Origin of the sequence: Pedococcus aerophilus (assembly GCF_039532215.1) — a bacterium.
GTDB classification, from domain to species: Bacteria; Actinomycetota; Actinomycetes; order Actinomycetales; family Dermatophilaceae; genus Pedococcus; species Pedococcus aerophilus.
On sequence record NZ_BAAARN010000001.1, the window covers coordinates 1,947,097 to 1,962,732 of the forward strand.

Annotated in this window: 15 protein-coding genes; 3 read left to right on the forward strand and 12 right to left on the reverse strand. The window is 70.6% G+C overall.

Annotated features, from left to right (window positions below; translation table 11 throughout):
• Positions 1-14: 14 nt before the first annotated feature.
• The 7 genes from flgL to ABD286_RS09300 all read right to left on the reverse strand — a co-directional run bounded on the left by flgL (position 15) and on the right by ABD286_RS09300 (position 7,215).
• A complete protein-coding gene (flgL, locus tag ABD286_RS09270) occupies positions 15-923 on the reverse strand; it encodes a flagellar hook-associated protein FlgL (protein WP_344192442.1) in 909 nt (302 codons plus the stop codon).
• Positions 924-1,035: 112 nt separating this feature from the next.
• Positions 1,036-2,403 carry a flagellar hook-associated protein FlgK gene (flgK, locus tag ABD286_RS09275; RefSeq protein ID WP_344192443.1) on the reverse strand — a complete coding sequence of 456 codons (1,368 nt, stop codon included), beginning with the start codon at positions 2,401-2,403 and terminating at the stop codon, positions 1,036-1,038.
• On the reverse strand, positions 2,403-2,750 hold the full coding sequence (locus ABD286_RS09280) for a hypothetical protein (protein WP_344192445.1): 348 nt from the start codon (positions 2,748-2,750) through the stop codon (positions 2,403-2,405). The genes flgK and ABD286_RS09280 overlap by 1 nt, the downstream gene beginning before the upstream one ends.
• Complete coding sequence (gene fliS, locus ABD286_RS09285; RefSeq protein ID WP_344192447.1) at positions 2,747-3,130, reverse strand: flagellar export chaperone FliS; 384 nt, start codon at positions 3,128-3,130, stop codon at positions 2,747-2,749. The genes ABD286_RS09280 and fliS overlap by 4 nt, the downstream gene beginning before the upstream one ends.
• A gap of 12 nt (positions 3,131-3,142) precedes the next feature.
• On the reverse strand, positions 3,143-5,020 hold the full coding sequence (gene fliD, locus ABD286_RS09290) for a flagellar filament capping protein FliD (RefSeq protein WP_344192449.1): 1,878 nt from the start codon (positions 5,018-5,020) through the stop codon (positions 3,143-3,145).
• Positions 5,021-5,105: 85 nt separating this feature from the next.
• Complete coding sequence (locus ABD286_RS09295) at positions 5,106-6,164, reverse strand: flagellin N-terminal helical domain-containing protein (protein WP_344192451.1); 1,059 nt, start codon at positions 6,162-6,164, stop codon at positions 5,106-5,108.
• A gap of 163 nt (positions 6,165-6,327) precedes the next feature.
• Positions 6,328-7,215 carry a sigma-70 family RNA polymerase sigma factor gene (locus tag ABD286_RS09300; protein ID WP_344192454.1) on the reverse strand — a complete coding sequence of 296 codons (888 nt, stop codon included), beginning with the start codon at positions 7,213-7,215 and terminating at the stop codon, positions 6,328-6,330.
• Between the two features lie 301 nt (positions 7,216-7,516).
• Between ABD286_RS09300 and flgN the strand changes: the two genes are divergently transcribed.
• The 3 genes from flgN to csrA are packed head-to-tail and all read left to right on the forward strand — an operon-like array spanning position 7,517 to position 8,861.
• Entirely contained in the window at positions 7,517-8,029 is a 513-nt protein-coding gene (gene flgN, locus ABD286_RS09305; RefSeq protein ID WP_344192456.1) for a flagellar export chaperone FlgN, read from the forward strand.
• A gap of 16 nt (positions 8,030-8,045) precedes the next feature.
• Positions 8,046-8,465 (forward strand): flagellar assembly protein FliW, encoded by a 420-nt coding sequence (gene fliW, locus ABD286_RS09310; RefSeq protein ID WP_344192459.1) that lies wholly within the window; start codon positions 8,046-8,048, stop codon positions 8,463-8,465.
• A 57-nt stretch (positions 8,466-8,522) separates the two neighbouring features.
• Positions 8,523-8,861 carry a carbon storage regulator CsrA gene (gene csrA, locus ABD286_RS09315; RefSeq protein WP_344192461.1) on the forward strand — a complete coding sequence of 113 codons (339 nt, stop codon included), beginning with the start codon at positions 8,523-8,525 and terminating at the stop codon, positions 8,859-8,861.
• Between the two features lie 761 nt (positions 8,862-9,622).
• On the opposite strand, the gene xylA is transcribed toward csrA, so the two are convergent.
• From xylA to ABD286_RS09340, 5 genes are all read right to left on the reverse strand, one after another.
• The gene (xylA, locus tag ABD286_RS09320) at positions 9,623-10,789 is read right to left on the reverse strand and encodes a xylose isomerase (protein WP_344192463.1); all 1,167 of its coding nucleotides are present in this window, start codon (positions 10,787-10,789) and stop codon (positions 9,623-9,625) included.
• Complete coding sequence (locus ABD286_RS09325; RefSeq protein WP_344192466.1) at positions 10,786-11,853, reverse strand: sugar phosphate isomerase/epimerase family protein; 1,068 nt, start codon at positions 11,851-11,853, stop codon at positions 10,786-10,788. Before ABD286_RS09325 ends, xylA begins: the two co-directional genes overlap by 4 nt.
• Before the next feature lie 163 nt (positions 11,854-12,016).
• A complete protein-coding gene (locus ABD286_RS09330; RefSeq protein ID WP_344192468.1) occupies positions 12,017-13,141 on the reverse strand; it encodes a sugar phosphate isomerase/epimerase family protein in 1,125 nt (374 codons plus the stop codon).
• A 71-nt stretch (positions 13,142-13,212) separates the two neighbouring features.
• Complete coding sequence (locus ABD286_RS09335) at positions 13,213-14,433, reverse strand: Gfo/Idh/MocA family protein (protein WP_344192470.1); 1,221 nt, start codon at positions 14,431-14,433, stop codon at positions 13,213-13,215.
• Positions 14,434-14,535: 102 nt separating this feature from the next.
• The gene (locus tag ABD286_RS09340; RefSeq protein ID WP_344192472.1) at positions 14,536-15,594 is read right to left on the reverse strand and encodes a substrate-binding domain-containing protein; all 1,059 of its coding nucleotides are present in this window, start codon (positions 15,592-15,594) and stop codon (positions 14,536-14,538) included.
• Positions 15,595-15,636 lie beyond the last annotated feature (42 nt).

Consider the following 15,636-nt stretch of genomic DNA (forward strand, 5'->3'; position numbering starts at 1 on the left):
CCCGCGCCATACGGTCAGCGCAGGAAGTCCATCAGCGACGGCTGCACGACCTTGGCCGCGGCACCGAGCGCTGCCTGGTACGCGGTCTGCTGGAGGGTGAGGTCGGTGATCGTCTTGGCGAGGTCGATGCCCTCGACGGAGGCGAGCTTGGCGGCGACGGCGTCGGCACGCACCTCGCCACCGGCCTGCGTGGCCAGGAGGCGGTTGGTCCGCGCACCGACCGTCGTCTGGGTCGAGCGCACGGCCTCGGAGGCGCGGTCGAGCTGGGTGAGCGAGGTGCCGAGGGCGCTGAGGTCACCGCTGCGCAGGGCGCTGCTGATCCGGGCGAGCAGTCCCTGGCCCGAGGGGGCGGCCGGGTCGGCCAGGAGCGTCGTGAAGGCCTGGTCGCCCGTGACGCTGACGGCGAGCGTGCCCGAGGCGGCGTCCGGGGAGACCGTGCGCTTCACCGTCTGGGTGTTGCCCGCGTAGGCGCCGGTCGTCGGGTCGAAGGCCACGGCGGTGTCCTGGGTGCCGGCGAAGACCGGGCGACCGAGGTACTGCGTGTTCGCGATCCCGAGGACGGCCTCGCGGAGCTGGTCGACCTCTGCGGCCATGGCGCGCCTCTCCTCTGGTCCGTTGGTGCTGTTGGCGCCGGCGAGCACCAGGGTGCGGACCCGGTTGAGGACCGTGCTCGTCTGGCTCAGGGCCTGGTCGCTGGTGTTGAGCCAGGCCATGCCGTCGTCGATGTTCCGCGAGAGCTGGTCGGCCTGCTTGCGCTCCGCGCGGAGCTGCATCGCGGCCACGGTGTCCACGGGCGAGTCCGAGGGCCGGCTGAGGCGGCGACCGGAGGAGAGCTGCTCCTGGGTCTGCTGCAGCCGGCTCAGGCTGCTCTGCAGCCCGGCCATCACACCACTGTTCAACGTGGCGGGGGTGACGCGGGTCATCTCGGGCTCCGGTGCTCGTGGTCGTCGGCGGCGGCCGTGGTCGGACGGGTGGTCAGGTGCCGGTCGCGAGGTGCGAGCGGCGAAGGTGCGGTGCTGTCAATAGCCCTATCGGTCAGCGGGCCATGTTCATGAGGGAATCCATCGTGCTGTCGATGACGCTGACGAAGCGGGCGGCCGCCTCGTAGGCGTGCTGGTAGGACATGAGGTTGGTCATCTCCTCGTCGAGGCTGACGCTGGAGACACCGAGGCGGGCCGAGTCGACCTGGCGGAGCATGACTCCTTGGACGTCGGCCTGGCGGCTCGCGCTCTGCGACTGCACGCCGAGCTCGACGATGAGGTTGCGGTAGCTCGCGTCCGGGCCTGCCTTGTCGGTGAGGTGCGCCGCCATGGCGGACGCGTTGTCACCGTCGTAGGCCGGGGGCGGCGACTTCGAGGCGGCGATGCCGTTGGTGCCCGTGAGCGAGACCGCGAGGGTGGCAGCGGTGGTGCCGCTGAAGAACGGTTTCCCGGCAGCACCGGTGCGGTCGTAGCCCGCTGCCTGCTGGGCGTTCACCGTGCTCGCGAGCTTGGCGGCGATCGCGTCGAGCGAGGCCGTGTAGCCCGGGATCGTCGTGTTGAGCGCCGTGGTCATGCCGTGGACCTCGCCACCGCTGACCGAGGCCGGCGTGCCGCTGCTCGCCCAGGTCACGGTGACCGGTGCGCTGCCCCCGGGGACGGTCGGGCCGCCGACGCGCAGCTCGCTGGTGCGCGAGCCGCTCACGAGCTGGGTGCCGCCCACGGTGACCGTCACGGTGCCGTCGTCGTTCAACCGACCGACGGCGCCGACGCTCTCGCCGAGCTGCAGGACGAGCTGGTCGCGCTGGTCGGACAGCTCGCTGGTGGAGGCACCGGAGACCTTGGCGCTGCGGATCGCGTCGTTGAGGCGGGCCACGTCGGTCGCCGTGCGGTTCACCTCGGACACGGTGGCGACGAGCGCCTCACGCGTGCCGGACCACTGCTGGCCGAGCTGCTGGCTGGTGCGCTGGAACGAGGCCGCGAGCTGGGCGGACTCCTCGAGGAGCTGGGTTCGTGGTGCGGTGCTCGTCGGGTCGTTCGCCACGTCGGACCACGAGCTCCAGAACGACGCCATCTGCGCCTGGAGGCCGGTGTCGCTGGGCTCGCCGAAGATGCCCTCGACCGAGCGCAGGGTCGCCGCGGCGGAGGTCAGCGTCGAGGCGCTGCCCCGTACCTGCTGCGCACGAGCCTCGAGGAACTCGTCGCGGATGCGCTCGGTGCCGCGCACCAGCACGCCGTCGCCGTAGGCCTGGGACTGCGACCACATCGCGGGGACGGCAGAACCTCCCGCAGCGACCTGGTCGAGCCGCTGGCGGGAGTAGCCGGGGGTGTTGATGTTGCTGATGTTCTGGCCGGAGAGCTCGAGACCGCGCTGGGCGGCCTGGAGGGCACGGGCTCCGAGGCCCAGACTGGAGAAGCCGGACATCAGGCCCTCGCATCCACGTAGGCCGGCTGCCACTGGCGTCGGACAGGACGCTCGGCACGCTCGGGGCGGTCGGTTCGCTCGGCGAGCTCGGAGGCGGCGAGCTCGAGGTCGCGGCGGGTCGTGGCCAGCGCCTCGACGACGCGGGTGGTCAGGGCCGCCATGCGGTCCTGCAGGTTCCTGGCCCGGTCGGCGAGCTCGGGCGGCAGGGCACCGCCGACGACGGGCACCGGGATCGCCCGGAACTCCTCGACGCGACCCTGCTCGACGAGGCGCTCGCCCTCGGTGACGGCGGTCTCGAGCTGGGCGAGGACCACCACCCACCGCACGGCCCAGGAGTCGGCACTCATGACAGGTCCGGCGCCAGGGCTGCCTCGGCGAACGCGTCGCGCAGCGGCTCGACGATCTCGAGGGCCTCGGCCACCAGGGACGCGTCCTTGCTGACGTTGGCCTGCACGAGGCGCTCGGTGAGGTAGTCGTAGAGGGCCTTGAGCTGGGCGCCCTCGGGCCACATGCTCAGGTCGAGCGAGCTGGACAGCTCGGTCACGATGTCCTGGGCGTGCAGCAGGTTGCGGTGCGCCACCTCGACGTCACCCTGGCTCACGGCACCGAACGCGGTGTTGAGGTCCTTGAGCAGGCGGTCGTAGAGCATGACGACGAGCCGGTTGGGGGAAGCGGTGGTGACTGCGTCGCCGTTGTAGCGCCGCCGCAGCATCGCGGAAGTGGTCACGGTAGGGATCTCCTAGTTCTTTCCACTGTTGATGGTCGGCAGCGCCGCCAGCTGGCCGGAGAGCCACTCGCCCTGCGCCTTGAGGCTGCCGAGCATGGTCTCGAGCGCGGAGTACTGGCGCTGCAGGGTCTGTTGCCGAAGGGTCATGCGGTTCTCGAAGCTGGCGATGCGGTCGGTGTAGTCCTTGACCTTGTCCTGCTCGAGCTTGATCTGGCCGGTGACGTAGCCGTCGGTGGGGTCGGCGGCCGCCTTGGCCGTGTCGCCCAGACGAGTGGCCATCCCGGTCATGGTCTTCTCCACCGCTGCGGGGTCCTTCATATAGGCCGCCAGGAAGACGGCCTTGTCGAACGAGATCTTGCCGTCACGACCGACCTGGACCCCGGCCTTCGCCGGCAGATCCGTCGACGTGCCGATGACGGAGTCGGCGAGGCGCCGCACGAGGTCTCGCGGCATGGAGTCCCCCAGGAGGACTCCGGCAGTCTTGGTGTCGGCGTTGTAGGCGGACTTGTCGGCGATGTAACCCAGCGCGGCGTTCGCCGCGGTCACCAAGGCGTCCATCTTGGTGGCGATGCCCTCGGCATCCGAGGTGACGGTCACCGTGACCGGTGTGGTCGGATCTGCCTTGGCCGCCGTGATCGTCACTCCCGGGAGAAGCCCCGAGACGGCGGTCGTGGACGACGTGACGTCGAAGGCGCCAGGTCCGGTGCCGACACGCAGGAGCGTGTCGGCACCGGCCTGGAGCTCGACGGTGCCGCCGAGGCCCGAGAGTCCGGGGGGAAAGGCCCCCTGGCCGAGCGACACGTCGGAGCTGGACCCCGTCGACATGGAGGTGAGCTGGAGGCGGTAGGCGTTGGCCGAGACCTGCACCGCTGTCGCCCGCACGCCCGCGCCCGCCCCGTTGATCGAGGAGACGACCTGGGCCAGCGACGACCCGGCGCCCACCTCCACCACGGTGGCGGTGGCCGCCCCCGCCCGCAGACCGCCGGAGAGGGTGAAGACCAGGCTGTCGCCGTTCGCACCGGGGAGGGTGACCTGGTTGCCGCGCGTCAGGCTCGCGACCGTGGTGGCCACCCCGTCGAGGCTCACGACCGCGTCGGTGCCCGCGGCCGTCGTGCCGGTGTCGGAGAGACCGAGCGCGGTGTTGGCCGCCGTGAGGCGCAGGGTGGCGGCCGAACCCTCCCGGGTCGTCGCCAGGCGCAGGGCACCGTCGGGACCGGCGGAGGCGGTCAGGGTCCCGCCCGAGGCGCGGCCGACCTCGGCCGCGAGCTGGTCACGCGTGTAGGTGCCCTGTGTCAGCGTGATGGACGTGGGGGTGCCGTCCACCTCGACCGAGAGGGTGGCCGACCCGGCGTCGACCGTGATGCTGTTGCCGAGCGGTGCCCCCGTGAGGGACGCACCGGCCGAGGACTGCGTGACCGCCAGGGTGTGCGCGCCCTTGGCGAGCTGGGGACCGGAGGCGATCGACGCCATACCGAGGGCCGCGGTGCCCTTGCCGAGCAGGAGGGGGCCGTCGGTCACTGCGGTGGTCAGCGAACCGACCGAGCCGCTGGTGACGGACGCGCCGGCGGTGGCGACGCTGCGCACCGTGAAGGTGGCGGTGCCGGGCAGCGCGTTCGGGCCGACCGAGGTGGTGGCCAGGCCCGGGAGCGAGGAGGTCGCGGTGGCCGAGGTCCACGCCGACGCCTTGGTGATGGTGTCGGGGATGAACACCTTTACCGCGGCCTGGAGGCCGGTCAGGGTGGCATTCAGTCCCTGGAGCACGGCCGCCATGGTCTGGCTCTCGCTCTTGCCCTTGAGCAGCGGGTTGCCCGAGAGGCGCTCCACCGCCATCAGCTGGGTGATGATCTGGGTCGTGTTCAGTCCGGAGACGAGTCCGTCGATCGAGGCCACGGCTGCGCCTCCTTCCTATCGCCAGTAGCGCTGGTACGTGGGCCCGGAGCCGAGGTCTCCCCCGGCTCCGGGCCACGTCACGGACTCAGCCGAGCAGCTTGAGGACGGACTGCGGAGCGGAGTTCGCCTGGGCGAGCATCGAGACGCCGGCCTGCTGCAGGATCTGCGACCGGGTGAAGGACGTCATCTCCTTGGCCATGTCGGTGTCGCGGATGCGGGACTCGGCAGCCGAAGCGTTCTCAGCGGCGACGCTGAGGCTGTTGATCGTGTGCTGCAGACGGTTCTGGATCGCACCGAGGTCGGCGCGCTGGCCGGAGACCGTGGTGATCGCGGCGTCGATCGTGCTCAGCGCCGTGTTCGCACCAGACTGGGTCGTGACGTCGATCGCGGAGGTGACGGAGAACGATCCCGTGCTTCCACTGAGCACCGTCTTGTCGAACGTGACGACCGCACCGCCGTTGGCAGCCGAGAACGTCGCGGTCTTGGCGGTGTTGTCGTACACACCGACGGCGTTGCCTGCGGTGTCCAGCACCTTGTTGGAGCTGTCGACGGTGAACTGACCCTTGACGGCGGTGCCACCGGAGATGGTGCCCACCGCGCCCGTGACCGAGCTCGCCTTGTCAGCACCGGACAGGCTCAGCGAGGCCGTGCTGGTCCCGGAGATGGTGACTGACAGGTTCTGACCGGAGTTGGCTCCGAGCTGGAGGCTCTTGCCGGTGAACGATCCGTCGAGCAGGTTCTGGCCGTTGAACTGCGTGCGCTCGGAGATCTTGTTGAGCTCCGCGCTGAGCTGCGTGACCTCCTTCTGGATGGCCTCGCGGTCCGAGACGCTGTTCGTGTCGTTGGCGGACTGGACAGCGAGGGTGCGCATGCGCTGCAGGATGGAGTGCGTCTCGTTGAGGGCACCTTCAGCGGTCTGGATGAGGCTGATGCCGTCCTGCGCGTTGGACACAGCCTGGTTGAGACCGTTGGACTGGGCGCGCAGCTTCTCGCTGATCGCCAGGCCGGCGGCGTCGTCCGCAGCCTTGTTGATGCGCAGGCCGGAGGACAGGCGCTCGAGGCTGGTGGACATCGCGTTCTGGGTGGAGCTGAGGTTCCGGTAGGCGTTCATGGCCGAAACGTTGGTGTTGATCTGAAGACCCATGATGGTTTCCTCTTCCTTGAATGGGGTCGCGGGCCGTCATCCGTGACGAGCCCGTTTGTCGCTCCTCAGTGGACCGACACCAGCCTCATCGGCTGGTGGCTGGTGTCCCTGAGGTTTTGCCGAGAATTTTTCCCGGCAGGTTCTGGGGTGGTGCGGGGTGCTGCTAGTGACCGGCGGCGAACCGGTCGATGCGGCCGTCGATGCGCCCGCCCTGGTGGGCGGCCTGCATGGTCTGGCGCTGGCGGTGGCTGGCGCGGCCGGCGATCTCGGCGTAGTACGCCGCGCGGCGCCGGGCGACGAGCCCGTCCTCCATGGAGGGCAGCTGGTCGGGGTCGAGGTTGGCGTTCATGCCGTCCTTGAGCATCTTGAGCGCCTCGGTGCGGATCTGGGAGATGCGCGACTCGGTGACACCGAGCTCGTCGGCGACCTCCTTGAGCGGGCGGTCCTCGAAGAACGTGGCGCGGATGACGACCTTCAGGCGCTCGGGCAGGGACTCGACGGCGGCCGCGAGGTAGCTCTCGCGCTCCCGCTCGACGACGACGGCCTCGGGGGTCTGGCTGTGGCGCGGGAGCATCGCGTCGGCGCCGGCGTCGACGAGGGCGTCGAGGCGAAGGACGACCGACTGGTGCAGGTCGCGGCCCACCTCACGGACCTCGTCGAGGCTGACGCCCAGGTGGGTGGCCAGCTCGCGCTCGTCGGGCTCGCGGCGCAGGGCTGTGGTGAGCGCGTCGCGGGCGGCCTCCCGCTCGCGGGCCTTGGCCCGCAGGCTGCGCGAGGCCCAGTCGAGCGAACGGAGCTCGTCCAGGAGGGCGCCCTTGATGCGGCGGGCGGCGTAGCGACCGAAGGGGACCCCGCGCTCGGGGTCGAAGGACTGCGCGGCGGCGGCCAGGGCGCCCATGCCGGCCGAGGTCAGGTCGTCGAGGGTGACGTGCGAGGGAAGTCGCACGCTCAACGAACGCACCTCGTAGTGAACGATGGCCAAGTGCGCACGGCACAGGCTGTCGGCATCCACCTGCGGCGAGCTCGGCTGACGCAATCCAGTAACAGTCACGGGGAAGACAATGCTGGTGCGACACGGGCGGTTCTAGCCGTGAGCGGCCTACGCAACTTTTCGGATGACCGAACTCATCCGAATGGATGACACGTCAGGTAAGGCGTTGGTCAAGAAGTTCCACGTGACGGAATTCCGACGCCCCAGAGGGCCTCGTCGACACCCGCGGCGGCAGGCGCGGCGGCAGCCAGGCCGCAGCCAGGCCGCAGGTGGGGCGGCAGGTGGGGCGGCAGGTGTGACGCGGGTGAAAGTTCGCCGAAATGCTCACATCCACGGCGGGCCGGTCGATGGGAGGGCCGTGATGAAGGTCGACAACGACATGGCCGCGATGGCCTGCGCCGAGCTCTCGGAGTCCCTGTGGCGGGTCCGGGACCTCCTCGAGCTGCTTGCGTACCGCGTCGAGGTGCAGCGTGCCCTCGTCGAGACCGGTCGCGCCACCTGGATCGCCCGCTCGACCCGTGAGGTCGACCAGCTCCTCGCGGAGATCCGCACCGCCGAGCTGATGCGCGCCATCGAGACCGCGCCGGCCGCCCAGGCCCTCATGCTTCCTGACGACGCCTCGCTCGGCGAGATCGCGGCCGCTGCTCCGGCGCCCTGGGACCACGTCATCGGCGAGCACCGCCACGCCCTGCTCGAGGCCACCAGCGACCTGACCCAGGCCGCGCTGGCCAACCGCGACCTCCTCGCGAGCGGCGCCCGCGCCGTCGAGGACGTGCTCGCCCAGTTCTCCGGACCGCACACCTCCTCGACGTACAGCGCGTCGGGCACCCCCGAGCACGACCCCACCCGCCGCCTGTTCGACCAGAGCTCCTGAGGGCATGATGACGACGATGACCACCGCACCCCGACCCCAGGCGACCGAGCTGGCCACGATCCGGCTCGACGAGGGTCTGGTCGGGTTCCCCGGCACCGAGCACTACAGCGTGATCGGCGGCGACGGCGGGGTCTTCGAGCTCGCGCCCCTCGATGGCGACGGGCCCACCTTCGTCACCGCGGTGGCCGGCTTCTTCTTCCCCGACTACCACCCCGTCCTCGACGACGTGACCGCCCAGCGGTTGGACCTCAGCGATCCAGATGACGCCCTGGTGCTGGTCATCGTTACTGTGGGGGCTGACATCAGTGCGGCGTACGGCAACCTCTTCGCTCCGGTCGTGGTGAACACACGTACCGGCGCGGCCGAGCAGGTCGTCCTCAGCGGGCAGGACTTCCCGCTGCGGGCTCCTCTCGTGGCTGCCGCCGCGGGTCGCTGACCCGCCGCACACAGCCGTCGACCATGGCCCAGGAAGGGCCAGGGAAGGAGCCGGGACGTGCTCGTGCTCAGTCGCCGCCCGCAGGAGAGCTTCCGCATCGGTCACGACATCGTCATCACGGTGCTGGAGGTCAGCGGCGACAAGGTCCGCATCGGCATCGACGCCCCCTCCCACGTCAAGGTGCACCGGCAGGAGGTCTACCTCGAGGTGCAGAAGGCCAACCTCGAGGCCGCGTCCGCCTCGCCGTCGGCCGCCGCCGACCTGGCTGCCGCGATCCGCGGCACCTCTGCGAAGCCCGCTACCGACGAGCCCGCTGACGAGTCCGCCGCACCCGAGCCGGAGGCCACGGACGTCGACGGCAAGGACGTTCAGGGCAAGGACCGACCCGCTTCCTGACCCGTCGCGAGACGGGTATGCCGCCTGCTCACCCCGCGCCATACCTCCCTGCCCCGCTTGCCCGACCAGTCGGCGACCCACCGGCGCAGTGGCTCCGGACGTCGAGCACGCGAGGCGCCGCGGAGGGTCGCGGTGTGTCGCCCACTGGTCGCGGCCGGCCACCAACCCGGGCAGGTACGCCGCCTGCTCACCCCCGCGCCATACCTCCCTCCCCCGCTTGCCCAACCGGCCGACGATCAGTTCGGCGTGCAAAGGCGCCGGCTGAGCACGCCACGTGACGCACAGACTGCGAGCTGATCGTCCGCCGGTCGCGGCCGGCCACCAACCCGGGCTGGCAGGCCGCCTGCTCACCCTCGCGCCATACCTCCCAGCCCCCGCTTGCCCGACCAGTTGGCGACACACCGGCGCCGCGTCTCCGGACGTCGAGCACGCGAGGTACCGCGGAGGGCCACGGTGTGTCGCCCACTGGTCGTGGCCGGAGGCCACGGGCATCGACGGCAAGGACGTTGAGGGCAAGGACCGACCCGCTTCCTGACCCCGTCGCGACACGGGTATGCCGCCTGCTCACCCCGCGCCATACCTCCTTGCCCCGCTTGCCCGACCAGTCGGCGACACACCGGCGCCGCGTCTCCGGACGTCGAGCACGCGAGGTACCGCGGAGGGTCGCGGTGTGTCGCCCACTGGTCGCGGCCGGCCACCAACCCGGGCGGGTACGCCGCCTGCTCACCCCCGCGCGCAGGGGCGAGCAGGCGGGTGCGGCCCTAGCGCACGCCGTAGAGGTGCTCCAGGGCCAGCTGGTCGAGGTGCTCGAACGCCATGCCGCGCCGCCCGGCCTCCTCGGGGTCGAAGGTGTCGTCGCGCAGGGACTCCACGTGCTCCCCCGCGGCCAGGGTCGCCACGGACAGCTCGTCCACGCGCGCCGCGTGCAGCGCCGCCTGCACCTCGGGGTCCGCGCGGAAGGCCCGCGACTTGTCCCGCAGGATGAGGTAGTTGCGCATGCAGCCGGCCGCAGAGGCCCACACGCCGTCCATGTCCTCGGTGCGCGGCGGCTTGAAGTCGAAGTGCCGCGGCCCGTCGTAGCCACCGGTCTCGACCGTGTCGACGGTCCAGAACGCACCCCGGGCGTTGCCGGCACCGAACCGCAGGTCCTGGTCGAACCGCGGGCCGTGCTGGCCGTTGAGGTCGAGGTGGAAGAGCTTGCCGTGCCAGAGCGCCTGGGCGATCCCGTGTGCGTAGTTGAGCCCGGCCATCTCCTCGTGACCGACCTCGGGGTTGAGGCCGACGAGGTCGGAGTACTCGAGCTCCTCGATGAAGGCCAGCGCGTGCCCGATGGTCGGCAGGAGGATGTCGCCGCGCGGCTCGTTCGGCTTGGGCTCCAACGCGAACCGCAGGTCGTAGCCCTGGCGCACGACGTACTCGCCGAGGACGTCGAAGGCCTCCTTGTAGCGGTCGAGCGCGGCCCGGACGTCCTTGGCCGCACCGGACTCCGCGCCCTCACGCCCACCCCAGGCGACGAAGGTCTCCGCGCCCAGCTCGACGGCGAGGTCGATGTTGTCGGCGACCTTGCGGATCGCGAACCGGCGCACGTCGCGGTCGTTGTTGGTGAACCCGCCGTCGCGGAAGACGGGGTGGGAGAACAGGTTGGTGGTCACCATCGGCACGGCCAGGCCGGTGTCGGCGAGCGCCTTGCGGAACGGCTCGAGGCGGGCCAGCCGTTCGCTCGCCGAGCTGCCGAACGGGACCACGTCGTCGTCGTGGAAGGTGATGCCGTACGCGCCGAGATCGCTCAGCCGGTGCACCGCCTCGGCCGGGTCGAGCGGCGGGCGGACCGCACCGCCGAAGACGTCGACACCCTCCCAGCCGACCGTCCAGAGGCCGAAGGAGAACTTGTCCTCCCGGACCGGTTGGTATGCCGCGTGGTCACTCATGCGTCACTCCCCTTCGTCGCGTCGTCCCCGGCACCGCCGTCGGTGGCCGGGGCAGTCTCCTTGCCGGAGCTGAAGGCTGCGTCGAACGCCGCTGCCGGCGGCTCGAACGCGTACCGCCGCACGAACTCCACCGCCTCGGCCGCCCCGACGAGCCGGTCCATCCCGGCGTCCTCCCACTCGACCGAGATCGGGCCGGAGTAGCCGATCGCCGCGAGCGTGCGGAAGCAGTCCTCCCACGGCACGTCGCCGTGTCCGGTGGACACGAAGTCCCAGCCGCGACGTGGGTCGTTCCACGGCAGGTGCGACGACAACCTTCCGTTGCGGCCGTTGCCGACCCGCTTCCGGACGTCCTTGCAGTCGACGTGGTAGATCCGGTCCTGGAAGTCCCAGATGAACGCGGCCGGGTCGAGGTCCTGCCACACCATGTGCGACGGGTCCCAGTTGAGCCCGAACGCCGGACGGTGTCCGATCGCCTCGAGGGTGCGGACGGTCGTCCAGTGGTCGTAGGCGATCTCGCTCGGGTGCACCTCGTGGGCGAACCGCACGCCGACCTCGTCGTACACATCGAGGATCGGGTTCCAGCGGTCGGCGAAGTCCTGGTAGCCGGCCTCGATCGTCTCGGCGGACACCGGCGGGAACATCGCGACGTACTTCCAGATCGCCGACCCGGTGAACCCGATGACGGTGTCGACCCCGAGCTTCGCCGCGGCCCGGGCGGTGTCGGCCATCCGGGTGGCTGCGCGCCGGCGGACCCCCTCGGGGTGGCCGTCGCCCCAGACCGACGCCGGGAGGATGTCGTGGTGCCGCTGGTCGATCGGGTCGTCGCAGACGGCCTGCCCGACGAGGTGGTTGGAGATGGCCCAGACGCCGAGCCCGTGCCGCTCGAGGATCTCGCGGCGCCCAGCGACGTAGTCGTCCTCCGCCAGGGCCCTATCGACCTCGAAGTGGTCACCCCAGCAGGCGATCTCGAGCCCGTCGTACCCCCACGACGCAGCGAGGCGGCAGACCTCCTCGAAGGGCAGGTCGGCCCACTGTCCGGTGAAGAGGGTGATCGGTCGTGCCATTCGGTCCTCCAGGGTGCGCAGCGGTGGTGGAAACGGTGTCGGGCGTGGGTCCACGTCCGTAGAATCCCGTGCCACGTCCTTCTTGCAGAGAGTTGGGCGGAAGCCGGTTCCCGGCCGGGGCGCCGCTGCAACGGCACCACCCCGGCCGGGAGCCGGTCGGTCGTCAGCCGCGCAGGGCGGCCATGTTGTCGTAGCTGATCTTCGCGAGCGCGAGCGACTGACCGGGGTTGGCCGTGCCGCCGGGAGCGGTGTCCTGCTCCCACATCGGGTTGTGCGAGCCCTTCGAGCCGACCCGACGCAGGAACGTCGCGTAGTCGATGTCGCCGGTCCCGAACGGCACCATGTCGTAGCCGTTCGCCGTGCCCGGGTTGCTCTTGCCGTCCTTGGCGTGGAACAGCGGGAAGCGCTTGGTCTGTGCCGCGACGACCGCTGCTGGGTCGAAGATCGACGTGACCGTCGACCCGTCCGCAGCCGTGTATGCCGTGTGCTTGTACTTCGCGACGTGCGCCCAGTAGATGTCCATCTCGAGGAAGACGTTCTTGGGGTCGGTGTTGGCCAGGAAGTACTCGAGGCGACGGATGCCGGAGGACCGCGTGGGACGGCCCTGGGCATCGAGCGGTCCGCTGTCGAGCAGGAAGCTGTAGGCGATGTCGTGGTTGTGGGTATAGAGCTTCAGACCGTGCGTGGCGGCCCGGGCCCCGAGGAGGTCCCAGCGCTCCGCGGCGGCCGCCCAGTCCGCGACGTACGCACTGTTCGTCGGGTCGCTGCCGGTGCCGATGTGGCCCATGCCGAGGATGTTCGCGACCTCGCAGGCTGCGTCGAACGCAGCCAGCGTGGTGTCCGTGACCACCGACGGGACGCTGCCGTGGTTGCCCTCGGCCTCGAGTCCGTTGTCGTCCAGCCAGGTCCGCAGGAGCTGCGCGCCCGCCACCGAGTTCACGTTGCCACCGGGGGCGTTGACGTTCTGGTTGAACCCCGCGAACTCGATCTGCCGGTAGCCGATCCGCGACAGCTCCTCGAGCACGGCCTTGAAGCCGGACGCGTAGGGCGAGGTCGACGGGTCGCGCGAGATGGCGTCGCGCACCGTGTAGAGGATGATCCCTCGCCGCGGGGCCGGGATGAGCAGCCCGTTGGGCGAGCCCGCTGCCCCGGCGGGGCCGGCGAGGGAGACCGTCGAGGCGGTCGCCGCGGCGGCGGCCATGCCCGTCGTGGCGGCGAGGAACTGTCGGCGGTTGAGGCCGAGTCCCTTGATGAGGCCGATCGGGTTGACGTCGTTGTCGGTGTTCATGTTGCTCCTTCGTCACTGCAATGACAGGGGATACACGGGGGTGGAACGGGCCGAGCGGGAGAGCTCCTTCCTCAGTAGCTGATCTCGGGTGGGTCGATGGGGGTCCACGCGGCGCCACTGGCCGCGCTGGTCTCGACGGCGGCGAGCACCCGCTGGATGCCCAGGCCGTCGGCGAACGACGGTGAGGGGTCACGTCCCTCGGCGATGGCGGCGAGCAGGTCGGCCGCCTGGTGGGTGAAGCCGTGCTCGTAGCCGAGTCCGTGTCCGGGCGGCCACCACGCCGCGACATACGGGTGGGTCTCCTCGGTGACCAGGACGCGGGTGAAGCCGGACCGCGGGCCGGGGGCGGTCGCGTCGTGGACGTGCAGGACGTTCATGTCCTCGAAGTCGAAGCTCAGGCTGCCGTGGGAGCCGTTGATCTCCACGCGGATGCTGTTCTTGCGACCGGTCGCGAAGCGGGTCGCCTCGAACGTCGCGAGCGCTCCCCCGCTGAACCGGCCGATGAAGATGGCGGCGTCGTCGACGGTGACCTGGCCGCGGCCCTCCCCGACCTCGGCCGAGAGCCCGTGGACCGCACCGGGGAGCGGGCGCTCCTTGACGAAGGTCTCGGTCAGCGCACTCACGCCGGTGAGCCGCTCGCCGGTGATGAACTGCGTCAGGTCGACGACGTGGGCACCCACGTCCCCGAGCGCTCCGGAGCCGGCGCGCTCCTTCTGCAGCCGCCACGTAAGCGGCGACTCGGGGTCGACGAGCCAGTCCTGGAGGTACTGCGCCCGGACGTGGCGGACCTCGCCGACCAGGCCCTCCTCGACGAGCTGCCGGGCGTACGCGACAGCCGGGACGCGGCGGTAGGTGAAGCCCACCATGGAGCGGACTCCCTTGGCCCGGGCGCACTCCGCGGCTCGCGCCATGGCCACGGCCTCCTCGACGGAGTTGGCCAGCGGCTTCTCGCAGAGCACGTGCTTGCCGGCCTCGAGGGCCGCGATGGCGATCTCCGCGTGGGTGTCGCCGGGGGTGCAGATGTCGACGAGGTCGACGTCGTCCCGGGTGATGAGCGCACGCCAGTCGGTCTCCACGTGGGCCCAGTCGAAGCGCCGGGCCATGTCATTCGCGGCACCGGCGTCACGCCCGCCGAGGGCGACGAGCCGAGGCGTGAGCTGCGGGTCGAAGAAGCTGCGGGCGTTGCGCCACCCCTGCGAGTGGGCCTGGCCCATGAAGGAGTAGCCGATCAGGCCGATGCCGAGGCTGCGCCGCTCGGGGGCGCGGTCGGTCGTGCTGGGTTCAGAGGACATGGAGCACCTTCCGCCGGGTCGCGGTCGTGTCGAGGAGGTGGGGAGTGGTGCCCGCCGGCTGTGGGGCAGGGGGCGGGCACCACGTCCCTGGTGCGTGCTGGGTCAGGACTTGAAGCCCAGCGGCAGGTACTTCTCGACGTTGTCCTTGTTGACGACGGGGGCGTTGAGGACGATGCGGCGCGGGACCTCGACCTGGACCAGGTCGGACAGGCCCTTCTGCTGCACGAGCAGGCGGGCGAGGCGGACGCCGTCGGCGGCCTGGGTCGGCGGGTAGATGACCGTGGCCTCCATCTTCCCCTCCTTGATCCACTGCATGGCGTTGGACGAACCGGCTCCACCGATGAAGGCGAACTCGTTGCGGTTGGCGTTCTCGAAGGCCTGCATGACGCCGATGCCCTGGTCGTCGTCGTGGTTCCAGATGATGTCGATCTTCTTGGCTGCCTGCAGGAGGTTGGAGGCCTCCTTCTCGCCGGACTCGGGGGTGAACTGGGCGGACACGCGGTTGTCGACGTTCTGGCCGCACGCCTTGAGCGCGTCGGCGAAGCCCTTGCTGCGGTCCTGCGTGAGCGGCAGCGCGTCGATGCCGGCGATCTCGGCGATGACCGGGTTGGTCAGGCTCTTGTCCTTGACCAGCTTGCAGGCGTAGGTGCCGGCGCTGACGCCCATGCCGTAGTTGTCGCCGAGCACCGTGGTGCGGGCGGCGAACGGGCTGGAGAACTCGCGGTCGACGTTGACGACCTGGATGCCGGCGTTCATCGCCTTGGTGGCGACCTCGGTCAGCGCCGCGCCGTCGGTCGGCAGCAGGACGATCGCGTCGACCTTGTCGTTGATGAACGTCTCGATCTGGGAGATCTGGAGGCTGGCGTCGTTGGTGCCCTCGGCGACCTTGAACTCGACGTCGCTGTACTTCTTCGCCTCGGCCTGGGCCGCGGAGTTGATGGCACCGAGCCAGCCGTGGTCGGCGGCCGGTCCGGAGAACCCGATGACCACCTTGTCGCCGGGGGCGTCGTTGTCGCTGGCGGCCTTGGCGGGTCCGCTGGCCGCGGCGTTCTCGGTGTCGGGCTCGTTGCTCGTGCAGCCGACGGCGAACAGGCCGACGATGCCGAGTGCGGCGACGGTCTTCAGGGGACGGGAGGCGGTACGGGTGCGCGTGCGGAACATCGTTGTTCTCCTTGCAGGGCGAGGTGGTGCTGCCGGGTGGCG